This window comes from Streptomyces sp. SCUT-3 (assembly GCF_014083985.1).
Classification (GTDB): Bacteria; Actinomycetota; Actinomycetes; order Streptomycetales; family Streptomycetaceae; genus Streptomyces_H; species Streptomyces_H thermolineatus.
Genome location: NZ_CP046907.1, coordinates 3198960 through 3216004, shown reverse-complemented (window position 1 = coordinate 3216004; position 17045 = coordinate 3198960). Strand labels below are relative to the sequence as shown.

Annotated in this window: 17 protein-coding genes; 3 read left to right on the top strand and 14 right to left on the bottom strand. The window is 74.9% G+C overall.

The features are described from left to right. Nucleotides 1-306: 306 nt before the first annotated feature. On the top strand, nt 307-960 hold the full coding sequence (locus GQS52_RS14170) for an SCO3374 family protein (RefSeq protein WP_182313791.1): 654 nt from the start codon (nt 307-309) through the stop codon (nt 958-960). On the opposite strand, the gene GQS52_RS14165 is transcribed toward GQS52_RS14170, so the two are convergent. From GQS52_RS14165 to GQS52_RS14100, 14 genes are all read right to left on the bottom strand, one after another. Beyond that, entirely contained in the window at nt 939-1283 is a 345-nt protein-coding gene (locus GQS52_RS14165) for an Lsr2 family protein (protein WP_182313790.1), read from the bottom strand. The genes GQS52_RS14170 and GQS52_RS14165 overlap by 22 nt on opposite strands. Before the next feature lie 126 nt (nt 1284-1409). Further along, on the bottom strand, nt 1410-1913 hold the full coding sequence (locus GQS52_RS14160; RefSeq protein WP_182313789.1) for an amino-acid N-acetyltransferase: 504 nt from the start codon (nt 1911-1913) through the stop codon (nt 1410-1412). 9 nt (nt 1914-1922) lie between these two features. After that, entirely contained in the window at nt 1923-2318 is a 396-nt protein-coding gene (locus GQS52_RS14155; RefSeq protein ID WP_182313788.1) for a BlaI/MecI/CopY family transcriptional regulator, read from the bottom strand. 127 nt (nt 2319-2445) lie between these two features. After that, nucleotides 2446-2634 carry a hypothetical protein gene (locus tag GQS52_RS14150; RefSeq protein ID WP_182313787.1) on the bottom strand — a complete coding sequence of 63 codons (189 nt, stop codon included), beginning with the start codon at nt 2632-2634 and terminating at the stop codon, nt 2446-2448. A 5-nt stretch (nt 2635-2639) separates the two neighbouring features. Further along, nucleotides 2640-4166 carry a bifunctional lysylphosphatidylglycerol synthetase/lysine--tRNA ligase LysX gene (gene lysX, locus GQS52_RS14145; RefSeq protein ID WP_220472766.1) on the bottom strand — a complete coding sequence of 509 codons (1527 nt, stop codon included), beginning with the start codon at nt 4164-4166 and terminating at the stop codon, nt 2640-2642. 198 nt (nt 4167-4364) lie between these two features. Continuing rightward, on the bottom strand, nt 4365-5168 hold the full coding sequence (locus GQS52_RS14140; protein WP_259370771.1) for a hypothetical protein: 804 nt from the start codon (nt 5166-5168) through the stop codon (nt 4365-4367). 146 nt (nt 5169-5314) lie between these two features. Beyond that, nucleotides 5315-6958, bottom strand: coding sequence for a hypothetical protein (locus GQS52_RS14135; protein WP_182313785.1), 1644 nt, complete (start codon nt 6956-6958; stop codon nt 5315-5317). A 75-nt stretch (nt 6959-7033) separates the two neighbouring features. Then, complete coding sequence (locus GQS52_RS14130; RefSeq protein WP_182313784.1) at nt 7034-7831, bottom strand: type III pantothenate kinase; 798 nt, start codon at nt 7829-7831, stop codon at nt 7034-7036. Continuing rightward, a complete protein-coding gene (nadC, locus tag GQS52_RS14125; RefSeq protein ID WP_182313783.1) occupies nt 7831-8841 on the bottom strand; it encodes a carboxylating nicotinate-nucleotide diphosphorylase in 1011 nt (336 codons plus the stop codon). The genes GQS52_RS14130 and nadC overlap by 1 nt, the downstream gene beginning before the upstream one ends. Before the next feature lie 31 nt (nt 8842-8872). After that, complete coding sequence (locus tag GQS52_RS14120; protein ID WP_182313782.1) at nt 8873-10621, bottom strand: L-aspartate oxidase; 1749 nt, start codon at nt 10619-10621, stop codon at nt 8873-8875. Then, a complete protein-coding gene (gene panC / locus GQS52_RS14115; protein WP_182313781.1) occupies nt 10618-11496 on the bottom strand; it encodes a pantoate--beta-alanine ligase in 879 nt (292 codons plus the stop codon). Before panC ends, GQS52_RS14120 begins: the two co-directional genes overlap by 4 nt. Beyond that, nucleotides 11493-12407: a DUF2520 domain-containing protein gene (locus GQS52_RS14110; protein WP_182313780.1), complete on the bottom strand. Its 915-nt coding sequence runs from the start codon at nt 12405-12407 to the stop codon at nt 11493-11495. The genes panC and GQS52_RS14110 overlap by 4 nt, the downstream gene beginning before the upstream one ends. 184 nt (nt 12408-12591) lie before the next feature. Beyond that, nucleotides 12592-13278: a response regulator transcription factor gene (locus tag GQS52_RS14105; RefSeq protein WP_182313779.1), complete on the bottom strand. Its 687-nt coding sequence runs from the start codon at nt 13276-13278 to the stop codon at nt 12592-12594. A gap of 193 nt (nt 13279-13471) precedes the next feature. Beyond that, nucleotides 13472-14665: a sensor histidine kinase gene (locus GQS52_RS14100; RefSeq protein ID WP_182313778.1), complete on the bottom strand. Its 1194-nt coding sequence runs from the start codon at nt 14663-14665 to the stop codon at nt 13472-13474. Between the two features lie 94 nt (nt 14666-14759). Between GQS52_RS14100 and GQS52_RS14095 the strand changes: the two genes are divergently transcribed. After that, nucleotides 14760-15875 (top strand): SAM-dependent methyltransferase, encoded by a 1116-nt coding sequence (locus tag GQS52_RS14095; RefSeq protein ID WP_182313777.1) that lies wholly within the window; start codon nt 14760-14762, stop codon nt 15873-15875. Next, nucleotides 15872-17023: an NADH-quinone oxidoreductase subunit D gene (locus GQS52_RS14090; protein WP_182313776.1), complete on the top strand. Its 1152-nt coding sequence runs from the start codon at nt 15872-15874 to the stop codon at nt 17021-17023. The genes GQS52_RS14095 and GQS52_RS14090 overlap by 4 nt, the downstream gene beginning before the upstream one ends. Nucleotides 17024-17045: the final 22 nt, after the last annotated feature.

The following is a 17045-nucleotide window of genomic DNA, read 5'->3' as shown; positions in this document are numbered from 1 at the left end:
CCTGTCCTTCCGCATGCTAGTCCCGGGGAAGGGACAGCTCACTTCAACCGTCGACACCCGTCCGCGGTCTCATCCCCCGAACAGCCGACAACAGCTCCAACCCGATGGTGCGGGTTGATGTTCCCGCAGGCCAACCGGATGCACTGTCATTCAGTACGCCCGTGGCGAACGCCGGTCGTCCGCCCCGTGTTTTCCGTGTGTTCGGAGTCCTACCCCCGCCCACCGCAGGTCCATGCGGGCCGGTACCGGCGGTATCCCCTCCGGCACCAAGCGTAACCGGGGCGCAAGTCGGCAGTTGCTCAGGGTGTGTCGGCGACCGAGCAGGATGCGGCGGACGCGGCGGCCTGGTACGGGGCGCGCCTGGGCTGGCCCGCGACCCCGGGTCCGGGTGGTCCGGGTTCGGGTCCGGGTTCGGGTCCGGGGCGTCCGCACCTGGCGACCGGCGTGCGCTTCGACGTGCTGGAGGTGCCCGCCGCGGCCGGGGACGAGGTGCTCGGCCGGCTGCCCGGCCCGGCGGCCGGGCCGGTGGTGCGGCACGGGGCCAGGATGCGGCTGCTGGTCGCCCCCGGCGGCGCGGAGGAGCTGCCCGGGCTGCTCGACTGGCTGGAGTGGGGCGGGGTCTCCCTGGACCTGGTGGCCCTGGGGCGCGGCGGGTCGATGCCCGCCCCGGCCCTGCCCGGCGCCGCCCGCGGCCCCGGGGAGCCGTTCTGGGTCAGGCCTCCCCTCGCCCGGCGCGGCGGGGAGGGGGACGGGGATCGGCCCGTTCCGCTGCCCGCCCTCGCCGGGCCCCCGGGGTGCCCGGGGCACCCGGGGCCGGCCCGGGCGTGGGGGACGGGGGGCGGGGCCCCCGACCTCGTACGGCTGGTGGCCGCGCTGGCGACCGCCTGCCACCGTGTGCGGCTCTTCCCGCCGCCCGGGCGGCGGACCGCCCGGAACCGTCAGGCGTGGGCCTTCTCGTAGGCCTCGCGGACCTTGGCCGGGACGCGCCCGCGGTCGTTGACCTCGAGGTCGTTCTCCTTCGCCCAGGCGCGGATCTTCGCGGTGTCCTGCGCGGAACCGGAGCCGGCTCCGCGTGCGGCGCCGCGGCCGCGGCCGCGGGCGGTGCGCCCGCCGGTCTTGCGGCCCTTCTCCACGTAGGGGTTGAGGAGGCCGCGCAGCTTGTCCGCGTTGGCCGTGGTGAGGTCGATCTCGTAGGTGACACCGTCGAGAGCGAACGTCACGGTCTCGTCGGCCTCGACGCCGTCGAGGTCGTCAACAAGAAGGACCTGGACCTTCTGTGCCACCGGCTTGCCTTTCTTCGAAAACGGATTACCGGTAAAAGGAAACCGCTTTTGGCGCGAAAATTCAAACCCCCTGCACGGATCGGCCCGCCGCGCGCGGGGCCGTAGGGCGCCATTCGGACATAGGGATCACAGATGCAGGAGCATGCGGGTGTTGCCCAGGGTGTTCGGCTTCACCCGTTCGAGACCGAGGAACTCCGCGACGCCCTCGTCATAGGAACGCAGGAGCTCGGAGTAGACATCGTGGCCGACCGGGGTCTCGCCGATCTCGACGAAGCCGTGCCCGGAGAAGAACTCGACTTCGAAGGTGAGGCAGAAAATGCGTCGCACACCCAGCCAGCGGGCGGTCTGCAGAAGCTTGTTGAGCAACAGGTGGCCGATACCGTGGCCGTGCAGCGCGGGATCGACGGCCAGCGTGCGGACCTCGGCCAGGTCCTCCCACATCACGTGCAGGGCCCCGCAGCCGACGACCTCGGCGTCGTCGTCCCGTTCGGCGACCCAGAACTCCTGGATGTCCTCGTAAAGCGTCACTGTCGCCTTGTCGAGCAGGATACGGTTGCGCACATAGTCGTCGAGGAGGCGACGGACCGCCGGAACGTCGCTGGTTCGGGCACGCCGGACGGTGATTTCCATGACCCGACGCTATCGCCCGCCGCCGCCGGGATGCTCGGCGGGTGCTTCCGGCTGCACGACGCGCAATGCGTCCCGCAGGGCCCCGAGCTGTTCCGGCGACATCATGCCGAAGAAGTGGACGAGCGCGGCGGCCGGGTTGTCGCTCGTCGACCACGCCTCGTTCATCAGGGCCGCCGAGTAGGCGGCGCGCGTGGAAACCGCCTCATAGCGATAGGCGCGCCCAATGCGTTCCCTGCGCAGCCATCCCTTGCGGTGGAGGTTGTCCATTACCGTCATCACGGTCGTGTAGGCGAGGGGGCGTTCCGGGCCGAGTCCTTCGAGGACTTCCCGGACGGTGACCGGGCGGTTCCACTCCCACACCCGCGTCATCACCGCGTCTTCCAGTTCACCGAGTCGCCGCGTCACAAAGAAAATACTAGAAGGTAAATGTCCAGAATGGTGCTTTCTCCTGTCCGGAGGGGGCGAACGCCGAAGAGCCCCGGCCGGGGCCGGGGCTCTTCGGGGACGGGGACGGGGACGGGGACGGCGGCGGTCAGGCGGAGGATCCGCCCCCCGTGTCGCGCGCCGCACGGGTCGCCTCGGCCTCGGCGAAGGCGGCGTCGACCGCCGCGTCCTCCTTGGCCTTGTTGGCACCGCCCTGGTTCTTGACGATCGTCACGATCAGCGCGACGAAGGCGACCGCCATCACGGCGGAGGGCAGCAACGCGGACACGTACTCCATGGCTCTTACGCTCCTTCGGGCTTCACCAGGGGGAACAGGACCGTCTCCCTGATGTTCTTTCCGGTCAGCAGCATCACCAGGCGGTCCACGCCCAGTCCGAGGCCACCGGTCGGGGGCATCGCGTACTCCAGGGACCTCAGGAAGTCCTCGTCGAGCTGCATGGCCTCCGGGTCGCCGCCGGCCGCCAGCAGCGACTGGGCGGTCAGCCTGGCCCGCTGCTCGACCGGGTCGATCAGCTCCGAGTAGGCGGTGCCCAGCTCGGTGCCGAGGATCACCAGGTCCCACTTCTCGGCCACGCCGGGCACCGAGCGGTGCTGCCGGGTCAGCGGGGAGACCTCGGTCGGGTAGTCCTTGATGAAGGTCGGCGTGACCGTGTTCTCCTCGAGGAGCCGCTCGATCATCTCCAGGACGATCTGGCCGTGGCCCCACTGGGTCTCGTAGGGCACGCCCGCGGCGTCGGCGAGCTTGCGCAGCTTCTCGACGGAGGTCTCGGGGGTGACCTCCTCGCCCAGGCGCTCGGAGATCCCGCCGTAGACGGTGATCTCCGACCACGGCTCGGCCAGGTCGAACTCGTGCTCGACCCCGTGCGGGTCCTTGCCGCGGACGACCGTGGTGCCCAGGGCGTCGCGGGCCGCGTTGACGATGATGTCGCGGATCAGCTCGGCCTGGGTGTTGTAGTCGCCGTAGGCCTCGTAGGACTCCAGGGCGGTGAACTCGGGGTTGTGGGTCGCGTCGGCGCCCTCGTTGCGGAAGTTGCGGTTGATCTCGAAGACCTTCTCGGCGCCGCCGACCACCAGCCGCTTCAGGTACAGCTCGGTGGCGATGCGCAGGTACAGGTCCATGTCGTACGCGTTGATGTGCGTGACGAACGGGCGGGCGTTGGCGCCGCCGTGCACCGGCTGCAGCATCGGCGTCTCGACCTCGGTGTAGCCGCGCTCCTCGTAGGTGCGGCGGATCGAGCGGACGACCCTGCTGCGCAGGTACAGCATCTCCCGCGCCTCGGGGTTGACGATCAGGTCCACGTAGCGCTGGCGGACCCGGGCCTCGGGGTCGGTCAGGCCCTTGTGCTTCTCCGGCAGGGGCCGCAGGCACTTGGAGGTCAGCGTCCAGCTGTCGGCCATGACGGACAGCTCGCCTCGCCGGGAGGTGACGACCTCGCCCTCGATGCCGACGTGGTCGCCGAGGTCGATGTCGGACTTCCAGTCGGCCAGGCGCTCCGCGCCGACCCTGTCCAGGGCGATCATGACCTGGATGTCGCCGGAGCCGTCCCGGAGGGTGGCGAAGCAGAGTTTGCCGCCGGTGCGGCTCAGCACGACCCGGCCGGTGACGCCCACCCGCACGCCGGTGGCGGTGTCGGGGGCGAGGTCGGGGTGCGCGGCCCGCAGGTCGGCGATGGTGGTCGTGCGCGGGAAGGCGACCGGGTAGGGGTCGACGCCGGCTGCGCGCAGCCGGTCCAGCTTCTCGCGCCGGACCCGCATCTGCTCGGGGAGGTGATCGTCCTGGGCGGCGGCGGAGGCACTCTGGTCTGTCACGGCTCCAAGGGTATCGAGAGCCCGGGGATGCTCACCGACGGACATGCCCCCGGGCGCCCCGGAGGAGGCCGGGGTGTGGCGGAGCACACGCGGACGGGCCCGCCGGGGTGCCCGCACCGGGTGTCCGGTGCGCGCACCCCGGCGGGCCCTCGTTTCGGTTCCGTCCGCGGCGGGTCCGCGGCGGGTCCGCTCCGCCGTTCAGCCGGTGGCCCGCTCCTCCGGCGGCACGGGCACCTCGGGCCGGGACGGGCGGGGGCCGCGGCGCGGCGGCCAGATCTCGGCCGGGGTGGGGGTGCGCCGGGAGGGCCCGCCGGGGCCGGGCGAGGGGGCGGGGCCGGGCCCGTCGGGGGCCTCGGGGCCGTGCGGCGGCTCCCGGTCGGCCGCGACCGGCACCAGCAGGTCGAACGCCTTGGACCTGCGCCGCCCCGCGCCGGCCGGGACGGCCCCGGAGAGCTCGGAGAGGGCGGGAGTGCGGGGCCGGACCGGCGCGTGCTGCCGCGGGCGGTCGCCGGCCAGCCGCGTCCGCACGTCGTTCTCGGCCAGGGCGTACGCCCTGCGCAGCAGCCCGCCGCGGCGGGCGTGCTCCGCGGGGCTGCACGGCAGGGCGCGCAGGACGCGCAGCGCGGCCAGGTCGTCGGGGGCGGGGACGTACCCGCCGGCGATGGCGTCCCGCAGGCGCTGCAGGTAGCCGGCGGCGGCTCCGGGCAGGGCGTCGCGGTAGCGGGCCAGGTCGTCGAGGAGGAAGCCGCGCATCCTCTTGCTCTCGTGGACCGCCTCGTCCACCGCCTCGGCGAGCCTCAGGTACTCCTGGAGCTCGTCGCGGCCGGAGGGGTGCGGGACCGGGCCGGCCCCCCGGGAGGGGGCGGAGCGCAGGGGCACCGGCACCGGGAGCTGCTGGGGGACCTGGGTGATGTGCAGGGCATTCGCGAGGGCCCGCCTGAGCACGCGCAGCTCATCCGCGCTGAAGGCCATGCCGCCTCGCGACCCGTGTGGCGTGGGCATGGCCCGAATCTACGTCAGCAATTACACCGGAACGTGACGTTGGTTACGGCGTGTCCGTTATTTCCTGATAGTCCGTAGTCGATGTGCGTCCGGCCCCTGCGCCGCCCGGACGGACCGGGTGGCGCGGGGGCCGGACGGGGCGGGGTTCAGGAGGCCCTGCGGCGGCGGACGGCGAACACCGCGGCGCCGCCCAGCCCGAGGGCCGCGACGGCCGCCGCGGCGTACAGCGGCGCGCCGCCCGCGCCGGTGGCAGCCAGGCCACCGCCGGTGGTCCCGGTGGTCCCGGTGGTCCCGGTGGTCCCGCCCGTGCCGGAGGTGCCGGAGGAGGTGCCGGAGGAGCCGTCCCCGCCGGTGGAGCCGCCGGTGGCGCCGCCCGTCGACCCGTTCCCGCCGGAGGAGCCGGGGCCGCCGGAGCCGGTGGTGGAGACGGTCACCTTCGCGGTGTCGTTGGACCGCTCGTCGTCGTGCGTCGGGTACTTGGCGTTCGGCCGCACCTCGACGGTGCCCTCGGCGTCCTTCGCCTTCTCGTCAAGACGCAGGACGAAGGTGAAGGGGTGGCTCTCCCCGACCGACAGGTCCGGGTCCAGGGCGCAGGTGTACGAGGCCGCGCCGGGCTTCCCCGGCGCGCAGGTCCAGGGGTCGTCCTCGCCGGGGAAGGGGTTGCTCACGACGGTGGTGCCCGGCGGCGGGGTGAACACCAGGGTCCCGGAGTCGTGGACCTCGCGGCCGCCGAGCAGCATCGTCCCGGGGCCGAGGTTCTTCGCCGAGACCTCGACGGTGACCTCCTCCCCGACCCTGCCCCGCGCGTCCGCGCCGACCGCCGCGTAGTCGGCGCGGTTGTCGGCGCGGACGTCGACGTACCCGCCGAAGCGGTCGTACGAGCCTCCGGAGGCGGGCTCCAGGGCGAGTTCCGCGCCCTTGCCGGCCTCGGTGTAGTCCGCCTCCCGGAAGCCGTAGGGCGCCGGGCCGTCCAGGGACCAGACCTGGTAGTTCACCGAGCCGTACATCAGGGACCCGGCGGTGGCGAACTCCAGCGGGGCGGCGGTCTCGTACGCGGCGCCGGGGGCGATGTCGGTGTCGAAGGAGCACCAGGCGGCGGAGAGGTCCTCGCGCGGCTGGTAGCGGCAGTTGGAGTGGGAGCGGGCGATGTTCAGGCCCTCGGTGCCGTACAGCAGCAGGCCCACGCCTCCCCCGGTGGGCAGGTTGCCGCTGTTGCGCAGTGCGACGGGGACCTTCAGGACCGAGCCCGGCCGCACGCCGTCCACGCGGGTCGCCTCGGCCGTCTCGAGCGCCGGGGCGCCGACGACGAAGGTCGTGGAGGCTTCGACCGTCGGGGAGTTCGAGGAGGTGGCGGTGAGCCCGACCGCGGCGCTGCTGCCCGCCCGGGCGCCCTTCGCCGCGGACACCTGGAACGGGTGCACCGTGGTCAGCCCGTCGATCGAGGAGAAGGAGCAGACCACCTTCTCCGTGCCGCTCCTGGCGCAGCCGCCGCCGACGTCGCCGATCTCGACGGTACCGGCGAGTTCGGAGACGTCGATCGTCAGCTCGACGTCCTTCGCCAGGGGGTCCTCGGCGCCGTCGGGGACGCGGGTGAGGTTGAGCTCGACCTCGTACCGCTCGGCCCTCGGCGCGTCCGCCGGGACGTAGACCTTGCCCGAGGCGGTGAGCGTCAGCTCACCGCCCCCCGGCTGCGCCTCGGCCGCCGCGCCGGGCGGGCCGGCCAGCACCGCGGCCGCCGCGACCGCCCCGACCGCCGCTCCCGCGGCCGCTCTCCTGAAACCGTGCACCACGAACCACCCTCCACCGTCACGACCGTGCACCGGTGTGACTCGCGAAGCGGCCGGGAGGTTGCGCTGCGGCGGACCTCAGGTGGTGGAGATGTTGCGCTCGTACACCAGGCGCAGGCCGACCAGGGTCAGCCACGGCTCGTGCACGTCGATCACCGTGGACTCGCGCAGCACCAGCGGGGCCAGCCCGCCGGTGGCGATCACCGTCACGTCCTCGGGGTCGTCGGCCAGTTCGGCCGCCATCCGGGTGGCCAGGCCGTCGACCTGCCCGGCGAAGCCGTACAGGATGCCGGACTGCATGGCCTCGACGGTGTTCTTCCCGATGACGCTGCGCGGCCGGGCCAGCTCGATCTTGCGCAGCTGGGCGCCGCGCGCGCCCAGTGCGTCCACCGAGATCTCGATGCCCGGCGCGATGGCGCCGCCCGCGTACTCGCCGCGGGCGGAGACGGCGTCGAAGGTGGTGGCGGTGCCGAAGTCGACGACGATGCACGGGCCGCCGTAGAGGTGGATGCCGGCCAGCGCGTTGATGATGCGGTCGGCCCCCACCTCCTTGGGGTTGTCCATCAGGATCGGCACGCCGGTCTTGATGCCGGGCTCGACCAGGACCGAGGGCACGTCGCCGTAGTAGCGGCGGGTGACCTCGCGCAGCTCGTGCAGCACCGACGGCACGGTGGAGCAGATGGAGATGCCGTCGATGCCGTCGCCCAGCTCCTCGCCGAGCAGCGGGTGCATGCCCATCAGGCCCTGCATGAGGACGGCGAGTTCGTCGGCGGTGCGGCGGGGGTCGGTGGAGATCCGCCAGTGCTCGACGATCTCGTCGCCGTCGAACAGGCCGAGGACGGTGTGGGTGTTGCCGACGTCGATGGTGAGCAGCATCAGTCCCGCTCCGCCCGCAGGTCCAGGCCGATGTCGAGGATCGGGGAGGAGTGGGTGAGGGCCCCCACCGCGAGGTAGTCGACGCCGGTGGCCGCGTAGGCGCGGGCGTTGTCCAGGGTCAGGCGGCCGGAGGACTCCAGGGCGGCCCGGCCTGCCACCAGGGCGACGGCCTCGGCGGTCTGCTCGGGGGTGAAGTTGTCCAGCAGGATCAGGTCGGCGCCCGCGTCCAGCACCGGGGGGATCTGCTCGAGGGTGTCCACCTCGACCTCGATCTGCAGGTCGGGGAAGGTGGCGCGCACCGCCTTGAACGCCTCGGCGACGCCGCCGGCCGCGATCACGTGGTTGTCCTTGACCAGCGCGGCGTCCGACAGCGACATGCGGTGGTTGACGCCGCCGCCGCAGCGCACCGCGTACTTCTCCAGGGCCCGCAGCCCGGGAGTGGTCTTGCGGGTGTCGCGGACCTTGGCGCCCGTGCCCTCCAGGACGTCGGCCCAGGCGCGGGCGGCGGTGGCCACCCCGGAGAGCCGGCACAGGATGTTCAGGGCGCTGCGCTCGCCGGTGAGCAGGTCGCGGGTGCGGGCGGTGACCGACAGCAGCTTCTGCCCGGCCTCGACCCGGTCGCCGTCCTCGACGTGCCGCTCGACCTCGAACTCGTCGGTGCACACCACCGACAGCACGGCCTCGGCGACCCGCAGCCCGGCCACGGTGCCGGCCTCGCGGGCGGTGAAGTCGGCGGTGGAGACCGCGTCGGCGGGGATGGTGGCCACGGTGGTGACGTCGACGCCGCCGTCGAGGTCCTCCTCGACGGCCATGTGGGCGATGTCCTCGACCAGGAGGGGGTCCAGCCCGGCCTGGGCGAGCAGGGCCGCCAGGTCGGGGTCGAGCCCGCACTCCGGCAGGTCCTGGTCCTGCCCGTCTCCCGCGGCGCAGCCGCAGCCGTCGCCGCAGCCCCCGCCGTCGGGCGGCAGCAGGGGGAGGTCCGGGGACTGTGGGCGGTCGGAGGTGGTCACGGGTGGGGCTCCCTACTGGGGTGTGTCGGCGCTACTGGGGCGTGCCGGCGCTGCCGGGGGTCGTTCGGTGCGTTGCGGGGGGAAGTGCGTGGGTGCCGGTGGAGCCGACGACCAAGGTGCCGTCCCCGTCCAGGCGCAGGAGGAGGTGCCGGCGCCAGGCGGCGTCGTCGCGGTCGGGGCGGTCCTCGCGCCAGTGGCAGCCGCGGGTCTCCTCCCGGCGGCGGGCGGCGGCGACCAGCGCCCGGGCGACCAGGAGCAGGTTGGCCGCCTCCCAGGTCTCCACGCACGGCTCGGCGGCGCGGGCGCCGCCCTCCGGCTCCCGGGCGGCCCGTTCGTGCAGTGCGTCCAGGCCGGCGGCGGCCCGCTCCAGGCTCCGGGCGCTGCGCAGCACCCCGGCGCCGGCGGTCATGGTCCGCTGGATCTCGTGGCGGGTGTCCGGGGCGGGCAGCGGGCAGGTGCGCGGGGCGGGCCCGGTGGCGGGGCGGGCGGGGCCGTCCGGTCCGGTGGCGGGGCGGGCGGGGAGGCCACCGCCGGCGAGGCGGGCGGTGACGTCGTCGGCGATCCGCTCGGCGAAGACCAGGCCCTCCAGCAGGGAGTTGGAGGCCAGGCGGTTCGCGCCGTGCACGCCGGTACAGGCCACCTCGCCGCAGGCGTACAGGCCCTCGACGGTGGTGCGGCCGTGCAGGTCGGTGCGGACGCCGCCGCTGGCGTAGTGCGCGGCGGGGGCGACCGGGACCGGCTCGGTCACCGGGTCGATGCCGTGGGCGCGGCAGGCGGCCAGGATGGTGGGGAAGCGCTCCTCCCACATCCGCCGCCCGAAGTGCCGGGCGTCGAGGTACATGTGCTCGGCGCCGGTCTCGCGCATGCGGCGCATGATGCCCTTGGCGACGATGTCGCGCGGGGCCAGTTCGGCCATCTCGTGCTGCCCGGCCATGAAGCGCACCCCGTCGGCGTCGACCAGGTGGGCGCCCTCGCCGCGCACCGCCTCCGAGACCAGCGGCTGCTGGCCCTCGGCGTCCGGGCCCAGCCACAGCACGGTGGGGTGGAACTGCACGAACTCCAGGTCGGAGACCTCGGCCCCGGCGCGCAGCGCCAGCGCCACGCCGTCGCCGGTGGAGACGGCCGGGTTGGTGGTGGAGGAGAACACCTGGCCCATGCCGCCGGTGGCCAGCACCACGGCGCGGGCGTGGACGGCGCCGACGCCGTCGCGCTGACCCTGGCCCATGACGTGCAGGGTGACGCCGGCCGCGCGGCCGGCGTCGTCGGTGAGCAGGTCCAGGACGAGGGCGTCCTCGATCGTCTCGATGCCCGTTTCGTGGACGGCCTTGACCAGGGCGCGGGAGATCTCGGCGCCGGTGGCGTCGCCGCCGGCGTGCGCGATGCGGCGGCGGTGGTGGCCGCCCTCGCGGGTCAGCAGGATCTCGCCGTCGGCGCCGGTGTCGAAGGCCGCGCCGGTGGCGATGAGCCGCCGCACGGCGGCCGGGCCCTCGGTGACCAGCAGCCGCACCGCGTCCTCGTCGCACAGTCCGGCGCCGGCGACCAGGGTGTCGTCCAGGTGTTGCTCGGGGGTGTCGCCCTCGCCGAGGGCGGCGGCGATGCCGCCCTGGGCCCAGCGGGTGGAGCCGTCGTCGAGGCGGGCCTTGGTGACGACCACGGTGCGGGCGCCGGCCGCGGAGCAGCGCAGGGCGGCGGTCAGCCCGGCGACGCCGGAACCGACGACGACCACGTCGGCGTCGATCGCCCACCCGGGGTCGGGCGCGGTCAGGCGTATGCCGGTCATCGGGGGGCTCCCAGGTCGAGGGGGACGTTGTCGATCAGGCGGGTGGTGCCGACCCGGGCGGCGACGGCCAGGACGGCCGGGCCGGTGTGGTCCTCGGCGGCGTCGGTGAAGTCGGCCGGGTCGACCAGCGCCAGGTAGTCCAGCATCACCGGCGGGTCCAGGCGGGCGGCGTCGTCCAGGACGGCGCGGGCGGCGGCCCTGATCTCCTTGGGGCCGCCCGCGCGGGCGTCGCGTCCGGCGAACAGGGCCCGGGAGAGGGCGAGGGCGGAGGCGCGCCCGGCCTCGGACAGGTAGGCGTTGCGGCTGGACAGGGCGAGCCCGTCGGCCTCGCGGACCGTCGGCACGCCGACGACCTCCACGGGGAAGTTCAGATCGGCGGCCATCCGCCGGATCAGGGCCAGCTGCTGGGCGTCCTTCTCCCCGAAGAACGCGGTGTCCGGCGCGGTCAGGTGCAGCAGCTTGGCGACGACGGTGAGCATCCCGTCGAAGTGGCCGGGCCGGCTGGCGCCCTCCAGCCGCTCCCCCATCGGGCCGGCCGTGATCCGCACCTGCGGGTCGCCGCCGGGGTAGACCTCGGCGACGGAGGGGGCGAAGACGGCGTCCGCGCCGGCGTCCGCGCAGACCTCCAGGTCGGCGCCGAGGGTGCGCGGGTAGCGGTCCAGGTCCTCGCCCTCGCCGAACTGCAGCGGGTTGACGAAGACGGTGACGACGACCTGCCCGGCCGCCCCGACGTGCTCGCGGGCCGCCCGGACCAGCGCGGCGTGCCCGGCGTGCAGGGCGCCCATGGTCATCACCACGGCACGGCCGGCCGGCGGGCGCGGCCGGGACCGCAGCTCGGCGGCGGTGTACAGCAGGTCGACGCCGGGCGTGCTCATCGGGGGCTCCCGTCTGCGAGGACGTCCAGGAGCGCCTCGGCGGACTCGGCTTTCAGGGTGCCGCCGGCCAGGGCGCGGTCGGCGGTGGTGCGGGCCATGGCGAGGTAGGACGCCAGGGTCTGCGGCGCGTGGCGGCGCAGCTGCTCGACGTGGGTGCGCACGGTGCCGGCGTCGCCGCGGGCGACCGGGCCGGTCAGGGCCGCGTCGCCGGAGCGCAGCGCGTTGTCCAGGGCGGCGCCGAGCAGCGGGCCGAGCATCCGGTCCGGGGCCCCCACCCCGGCGCCGCGCAGCATCTCCAGGGACTGGGCGACCAGGGTGACCAGGTGGTTGGCGCCGTGCGCCAGGGCCGCGTGGTACAGCGGCCGGTCGGCCTCGGAGATCCACTCGGGCTCGCCGCCCATCTCCACCACCAGGGCCTCGCCGGCCAGCCGCAGCTCCTCCGGGGCGGTCACGCCGAACGAGCAGCCGGCCAGGCGCTCCACGTCCACCGGGCTGCCCGTGAAGGTCATCACCGGGTGCAGGGCCAGCGGCAGGCCGCCGGCGCGCACCACCGGCTCCAGCACGTCCGTGCCGTACCGGCCGGAGGTGTGGACGACCAGCTGGCCGGGTCGGACCGCGCCGGTCGCCGCCAGCCCCTCGACCAGGCCCGGCAGGGCGTCGTCGGGCACGGTCAGCAGGACGAGGTCGGCGCGGGCGAGCACCTCGGCGGGCTCGACCAGGGGCACGCCGGGCAGCAGCGCCTCGGCGCGGCGGCGGGAGGCGTCGGAGACGCCGGAGGCGGCGACGGGGCGGTGGCCCGCCAGCCGCAGGCATGCGGCGAGCGCGGTGCCGACGCGGCCCGCGCCGACGACGCCCACGGCGAGCCGTGCGGGGCGGCTCGCGGCGTCCTCGGTGCCGTCGGTACGGGTCATGGTCCCTGCCCTCTTCCGTTCCAGTCCGCGGCGGGTACCGGACGTTCCCGGCCATGCTACGCCAGCGCCCGACACGTCCCGGCGCCCTCGGTGGAGGGGCCGGGAGGGACGGCGGGAGGGGCGGCGCGGGCGGCGTGGGGCGGGATCGGGACGGGCGTCCCCGGTCAGGGGCGGGGGCCGCCGGTCAGGGGCGGGGGCCGCCGGCCCGGACGAGGCCGGTCTCGTAGGCGAGGACGACGGCCTGCACCCGGTCGCGCAGGTGCAGCTTGGCGAGGATGCGGCCGACGTGGGTCTTGACGGTCGCCTCGGAGACGAACAGGCGCGCGGCTATCTCCCCGTTGGACAGCCCCTGGGCGACCTGCAGCAGCACCTCGCGCTCGCGCTCGGTGAGCCGCCCCAGCTCCTCGGCGGCCGGCTCGGCGGTGCTGGGCAGCAGCGGGGCGAAGCGGTCCAGCAGCCGCCGGGTGGTGCTCGGCGCGACGACCGCGTCGCCGCTGTGCACGGTCCGGATCGCGGACAGCAGCTCGGCCGGCGGCACGTCCTTGAGCATGAAGCCGCAGGCGCCCGCCTTCAGGGCGGAGAACGCGTACTCGTCGAGGTCGAAGGTGGTCAGGATGAGGACCTTCGGCGCGCCCGGGCCGTCGCCGGAGGCCCCTCGGCAGATCTCGGCGGTGGCCTCGACGCCGTCCATGCGGGGCATCCGCACGTCCATCAGGACCACGTCCGCCCGGGTGGAGCGCAGCACTTCCAGGGCCTCGAGGCCGTCGCCGGCCTCCGCGACGACCTCCATGTCGTCCTGTGCCTGGAGCACCATCCGGAAGCCGGCGCGGAGCAGCGCCTGGTCGTCGACGAGCATCACGCGGATCGTCATGGGCGGGAGGTCCCTTCTGCCGTGCCCGGTGCGCGGTCTGCGCGCGCGGGCGGCCGTGTGCGGAGCGGCGGGGCGGCCGTGCGGGTGCGCGGCCGTGCGGGTGTGCGGCCGGCCCCCGGGGAGGCCGGGCGGGGGAACTGGAGCCGGGCCGGGCGGGGGAACTGGAGCCGGGCCGGGCGGGGCCTCGCCGGCCTCACCGTTCACCGCCCAGCGGCAGGCGCGCGCTCACCCGGAAACCGCCGCCCGCGGCGGGTCCGGCCTCCAGCGTCCCGCCGACCAGGCGCACGCGTTCGCGCATGCCGATCAGGCCGTGGCCGAGCCCGTCCGCGCCGCCCTCCAGGTACATTCCGCGGTCGGCGCCGTGCCCGTCGTCCTCGACGAGGACGTCCAGCTCGTCCTCGCCGTGGGCGATCCGGACGACCGCCTCCGCGCCGGCGCCGCCGTGCTTGCGCACGTTGGTCAGCGCCTCCTGCACGATCCGGTAGGCGGTCAGCTCCACGGCGCGCGGCAGCGGCACGGGCGTGCCCTGCACCCGGAAGTCGACCGGCAGCCCGGCGCCGCGGACCTGCTCGACGAGGTCGTCCAGCTGGTCCACGCCGGGCTGGGGCACGTACTCCCCGCCCTCCGGCTGCTCGGGAGAGCGCAGCACGCCCAGCAGCCGGCGCATCTCGGCGAGCGCCTGGCGGCCGGTGGAGGAGATGGTCCCCAGTGCCTCCCGGGCCTGCTCCGGGGAGCTGTCGAGGACGTAGGCGGCGCCGTCGGCCTGGACGACCATCACCGACACGTTGTGCGCGACGACGTCGTGCAGCTCGCGGGCGATGCGGGCCCGTTCGGCGGCGACGGCGACCTTGGACTGCGCCTCGCGCTCCCGCTCCAGGCGGGCGGCCCGCTCCTCCAGCTGCGCGTAGTAGGCGCGGCGGGTGCGCACCGAGTCGCCGAGCACCCAGGCCAGGACGAACGGCACGGTGAGGAAGAAGGCCCCCAGGAGGTTGTCCCACGCCCCGCCGTAGTCGCTCGGCCAGCGCAGCACGGACAGGGCGGGGGCGGTGAGCGCGCCGAGGAGCGCCAGGCGGGAGGCCCACGCCGCACCGCAGGAGGCGACGGTGTAGACGACGACCGGCATCGCGATGTCGCCCGGGTTGCTGCTCACGTCGAGGGCCAGCTGCGCGATCCCGTAGCCGAAGGTGAGCAGCAGCATCCGCTCCGGCGCGCGGCGGCGCAGGGCCACCGTCACCGACTGGGCGACGACGACGGGCACGGCGGCCCAGTACCGGGCGGGGTGGGCCCCGCTGACGAGGCCGAGCAGCGACAGGCCGAGGAGGCAGACCGCCCAGAACGTGTCGACCCACGTCGGGTGTCTGCGGATGAAGGCGTAGAGGCGCTGCACGCCGCCCAGCGTATGCACCGGCGCGGCGCCGCCGGATCAACCGGCAGGGCGATCCCGTCTACTCCCCGGGAGTGAGCTGTAGCCTGTCGCCCTTGTGAGCGGCGGATGGACGGGTTGGCGGGACGCGACCGAGCAGGCCCTGTACGGCGGCGGGCCCGGGGACCGGGCGGGCTTCTACCTGCGCCCCGAGGGGCCGGCCGGGCACTTCCGCACCTCCGTGCACGCCTCGCCGCTGTTCGCGGGCGCCGTGGCGCGGCTGGTGGAGTCGGTCGACGAGGCCCTGGGCCGGCCCCCGGTGCTGGACTTCGTGGACGTCGGCGCCGGGCGGGGCGAGCTGACCGCCGCGGTGGCCGCCGCCCTGCCGTCCGGCACCGCGCGGCGGCTGCGGGCGACCGCCGTGGAGCGGGCCGCCCGGCCGGACGGGCTGGACCCGCGGATCGCCTGGACCGACGCGGTGCCCGAGGGCGTCACCGGGGTCCTCTTCGCCAACGAGTGGCTGGACAACGTGCCGGTGGACGTCGCCGCCACCGGGGAGGACGGCGTGCCCCGGTACGTGCTGGTGCGGCCGGAGGACGGCGCGGAGCTGCCCGGCGGGCCGGTGGCGGGGGCGGACGCGGCGTGGCTGGAGCGGTGGTGGCCGATCGCCGGGCGCCCGGGGCTGCGCGCGGAGATCGGACTCCCGCGGGACGAGGCGTGGGCGCGGGCGGTGGCCCGCGTGCGGCGGGGCGCGGCGGTCGCGGTGGACTACGCCCACGGGCGCGACGCCCGCCCGCCGTTCGGCACGCTGGCCGGCTTCCGCGGGGGCCGGCAGGTGCCGCCGGTGCCCGACGGGTCGTGCGACGTCACCGCGCACGTGGCGCTGGACGCCTGCGCCGCCGCCGCGGAGGCGGCCGCGGGCGCGGCGGACGGCGGGGCGGACGGCCGGGCGGCCTCCGGGGCGGGGACGCTGCTGACCACGCAGCGCGAGGCGCTGCGGGCCCTGGGGGTCTCGGGCGCCCGGCCGCCGCTGTCCCTGGCCTCGAGCGACCCCGCGGCGTACGTGCGGGCGCTGGCGGGCGCCGGGGAGGCGGCGGAGCTGACGGCGGCCGGGGGGCTGGGGGACTTCGACTGGCTGGTGCACGGGGTGGGGGTGCCGGTGGACCGGGTGCTGCCGCCGTCCGCCGGGCACCGTCCGCCGGGTGCCGGGGCAGTGGCAGACTCGGGGCCATGACGGAGACGACAGTCGGCATCGGTGCGGGGTCGGCGGACATCGACAGCACCGACATGGTGCTGAACATCGGCCCGCAGCACCCGTCCACGCACGGTGTGCTGCGGCTGCGGCTGCTGCTGGACGGCGAGCGGATCACCTCGGCCGAACCGGTGGTCGGCTACATGCACCGCGGCGCGGAGAAGCTGTTCGAGGCCCGGGACTACCGCCAGATCATCATGCTGGCCAACCGTCACGACTGGCTGTCGGCGTTCTCCAACGAGCTGGGGGTCGTCCTGGCGGTCGAGCGGATGCTCGGCATGGAGGTGCCCGAGCGCGCCGTGTGGACCCGCACCCTGCTGGCGGAGCTGAACCGGGTGCTCAACCACCTGATGTTCCTGGGCTCCTACCCGCTGGAGCTGGGCGCGATCACGCCGATGTTCCACGCCTTCACCGAGCGCGAGACGCTGCAGCACGTGATGGAGGAGGCGTCCGGCGGCCGCATCCACTACATGTTCAACCGGGTGGGCGGCCTCAAGGAGGACCTGCCCAACGGCTGGCTCGGCCGGGTCCGGCAGGCCGTGTCGGCCGTCCGCGCGCGCATCGCCGTCTTCGACGACCTGATCATGGGCAACGAGATCTTCCGCGGCCGCACCCGCGGCGTCGGGGTGCTGTCCCGGGAGGCGGTGCACGCCTACGGGATCAGCGGTCCGATCGCCCGCGCCTCGGGCGTCGACTTCGACCTGCGCCGCGACGAGCCGTACCTGGCCTACGGGGAGCTGGCCGGCACCCTGCGCGTGGTGACCCGTTCCGAGGGCGACTGCCTGGCCCGGTTCGAGTGCCTGCTGGAGCAGACCCACAACGCCCTCGACCTGGCGGACGCCTGCCTGGACCGGCTGGAGGAGCTGCCCCCGGGGCCGGTCAACCAGCGGCTGCCGAAGGTCCTCAAGGCCCCCGAGGGCCACACCTACGCGTGGACCGAGAACCCGCTGGGGCTCAACGGCTACTACCTGGTCTCCAAGGGCGACAAGACGCCGTGGCGGCTGAAGCTGCGCTCGGCGTCCTTCAACAACATCCAGGCGCTGGCCGAGCTGCTGCCCGGCACCCTGGTCGCGGACATGGTGTCGATCCTGGGGTCGATGTTCTTCGTGGTCGGCGACATCGACAAGTGACGCGCACCGGGCAGCGGTGACG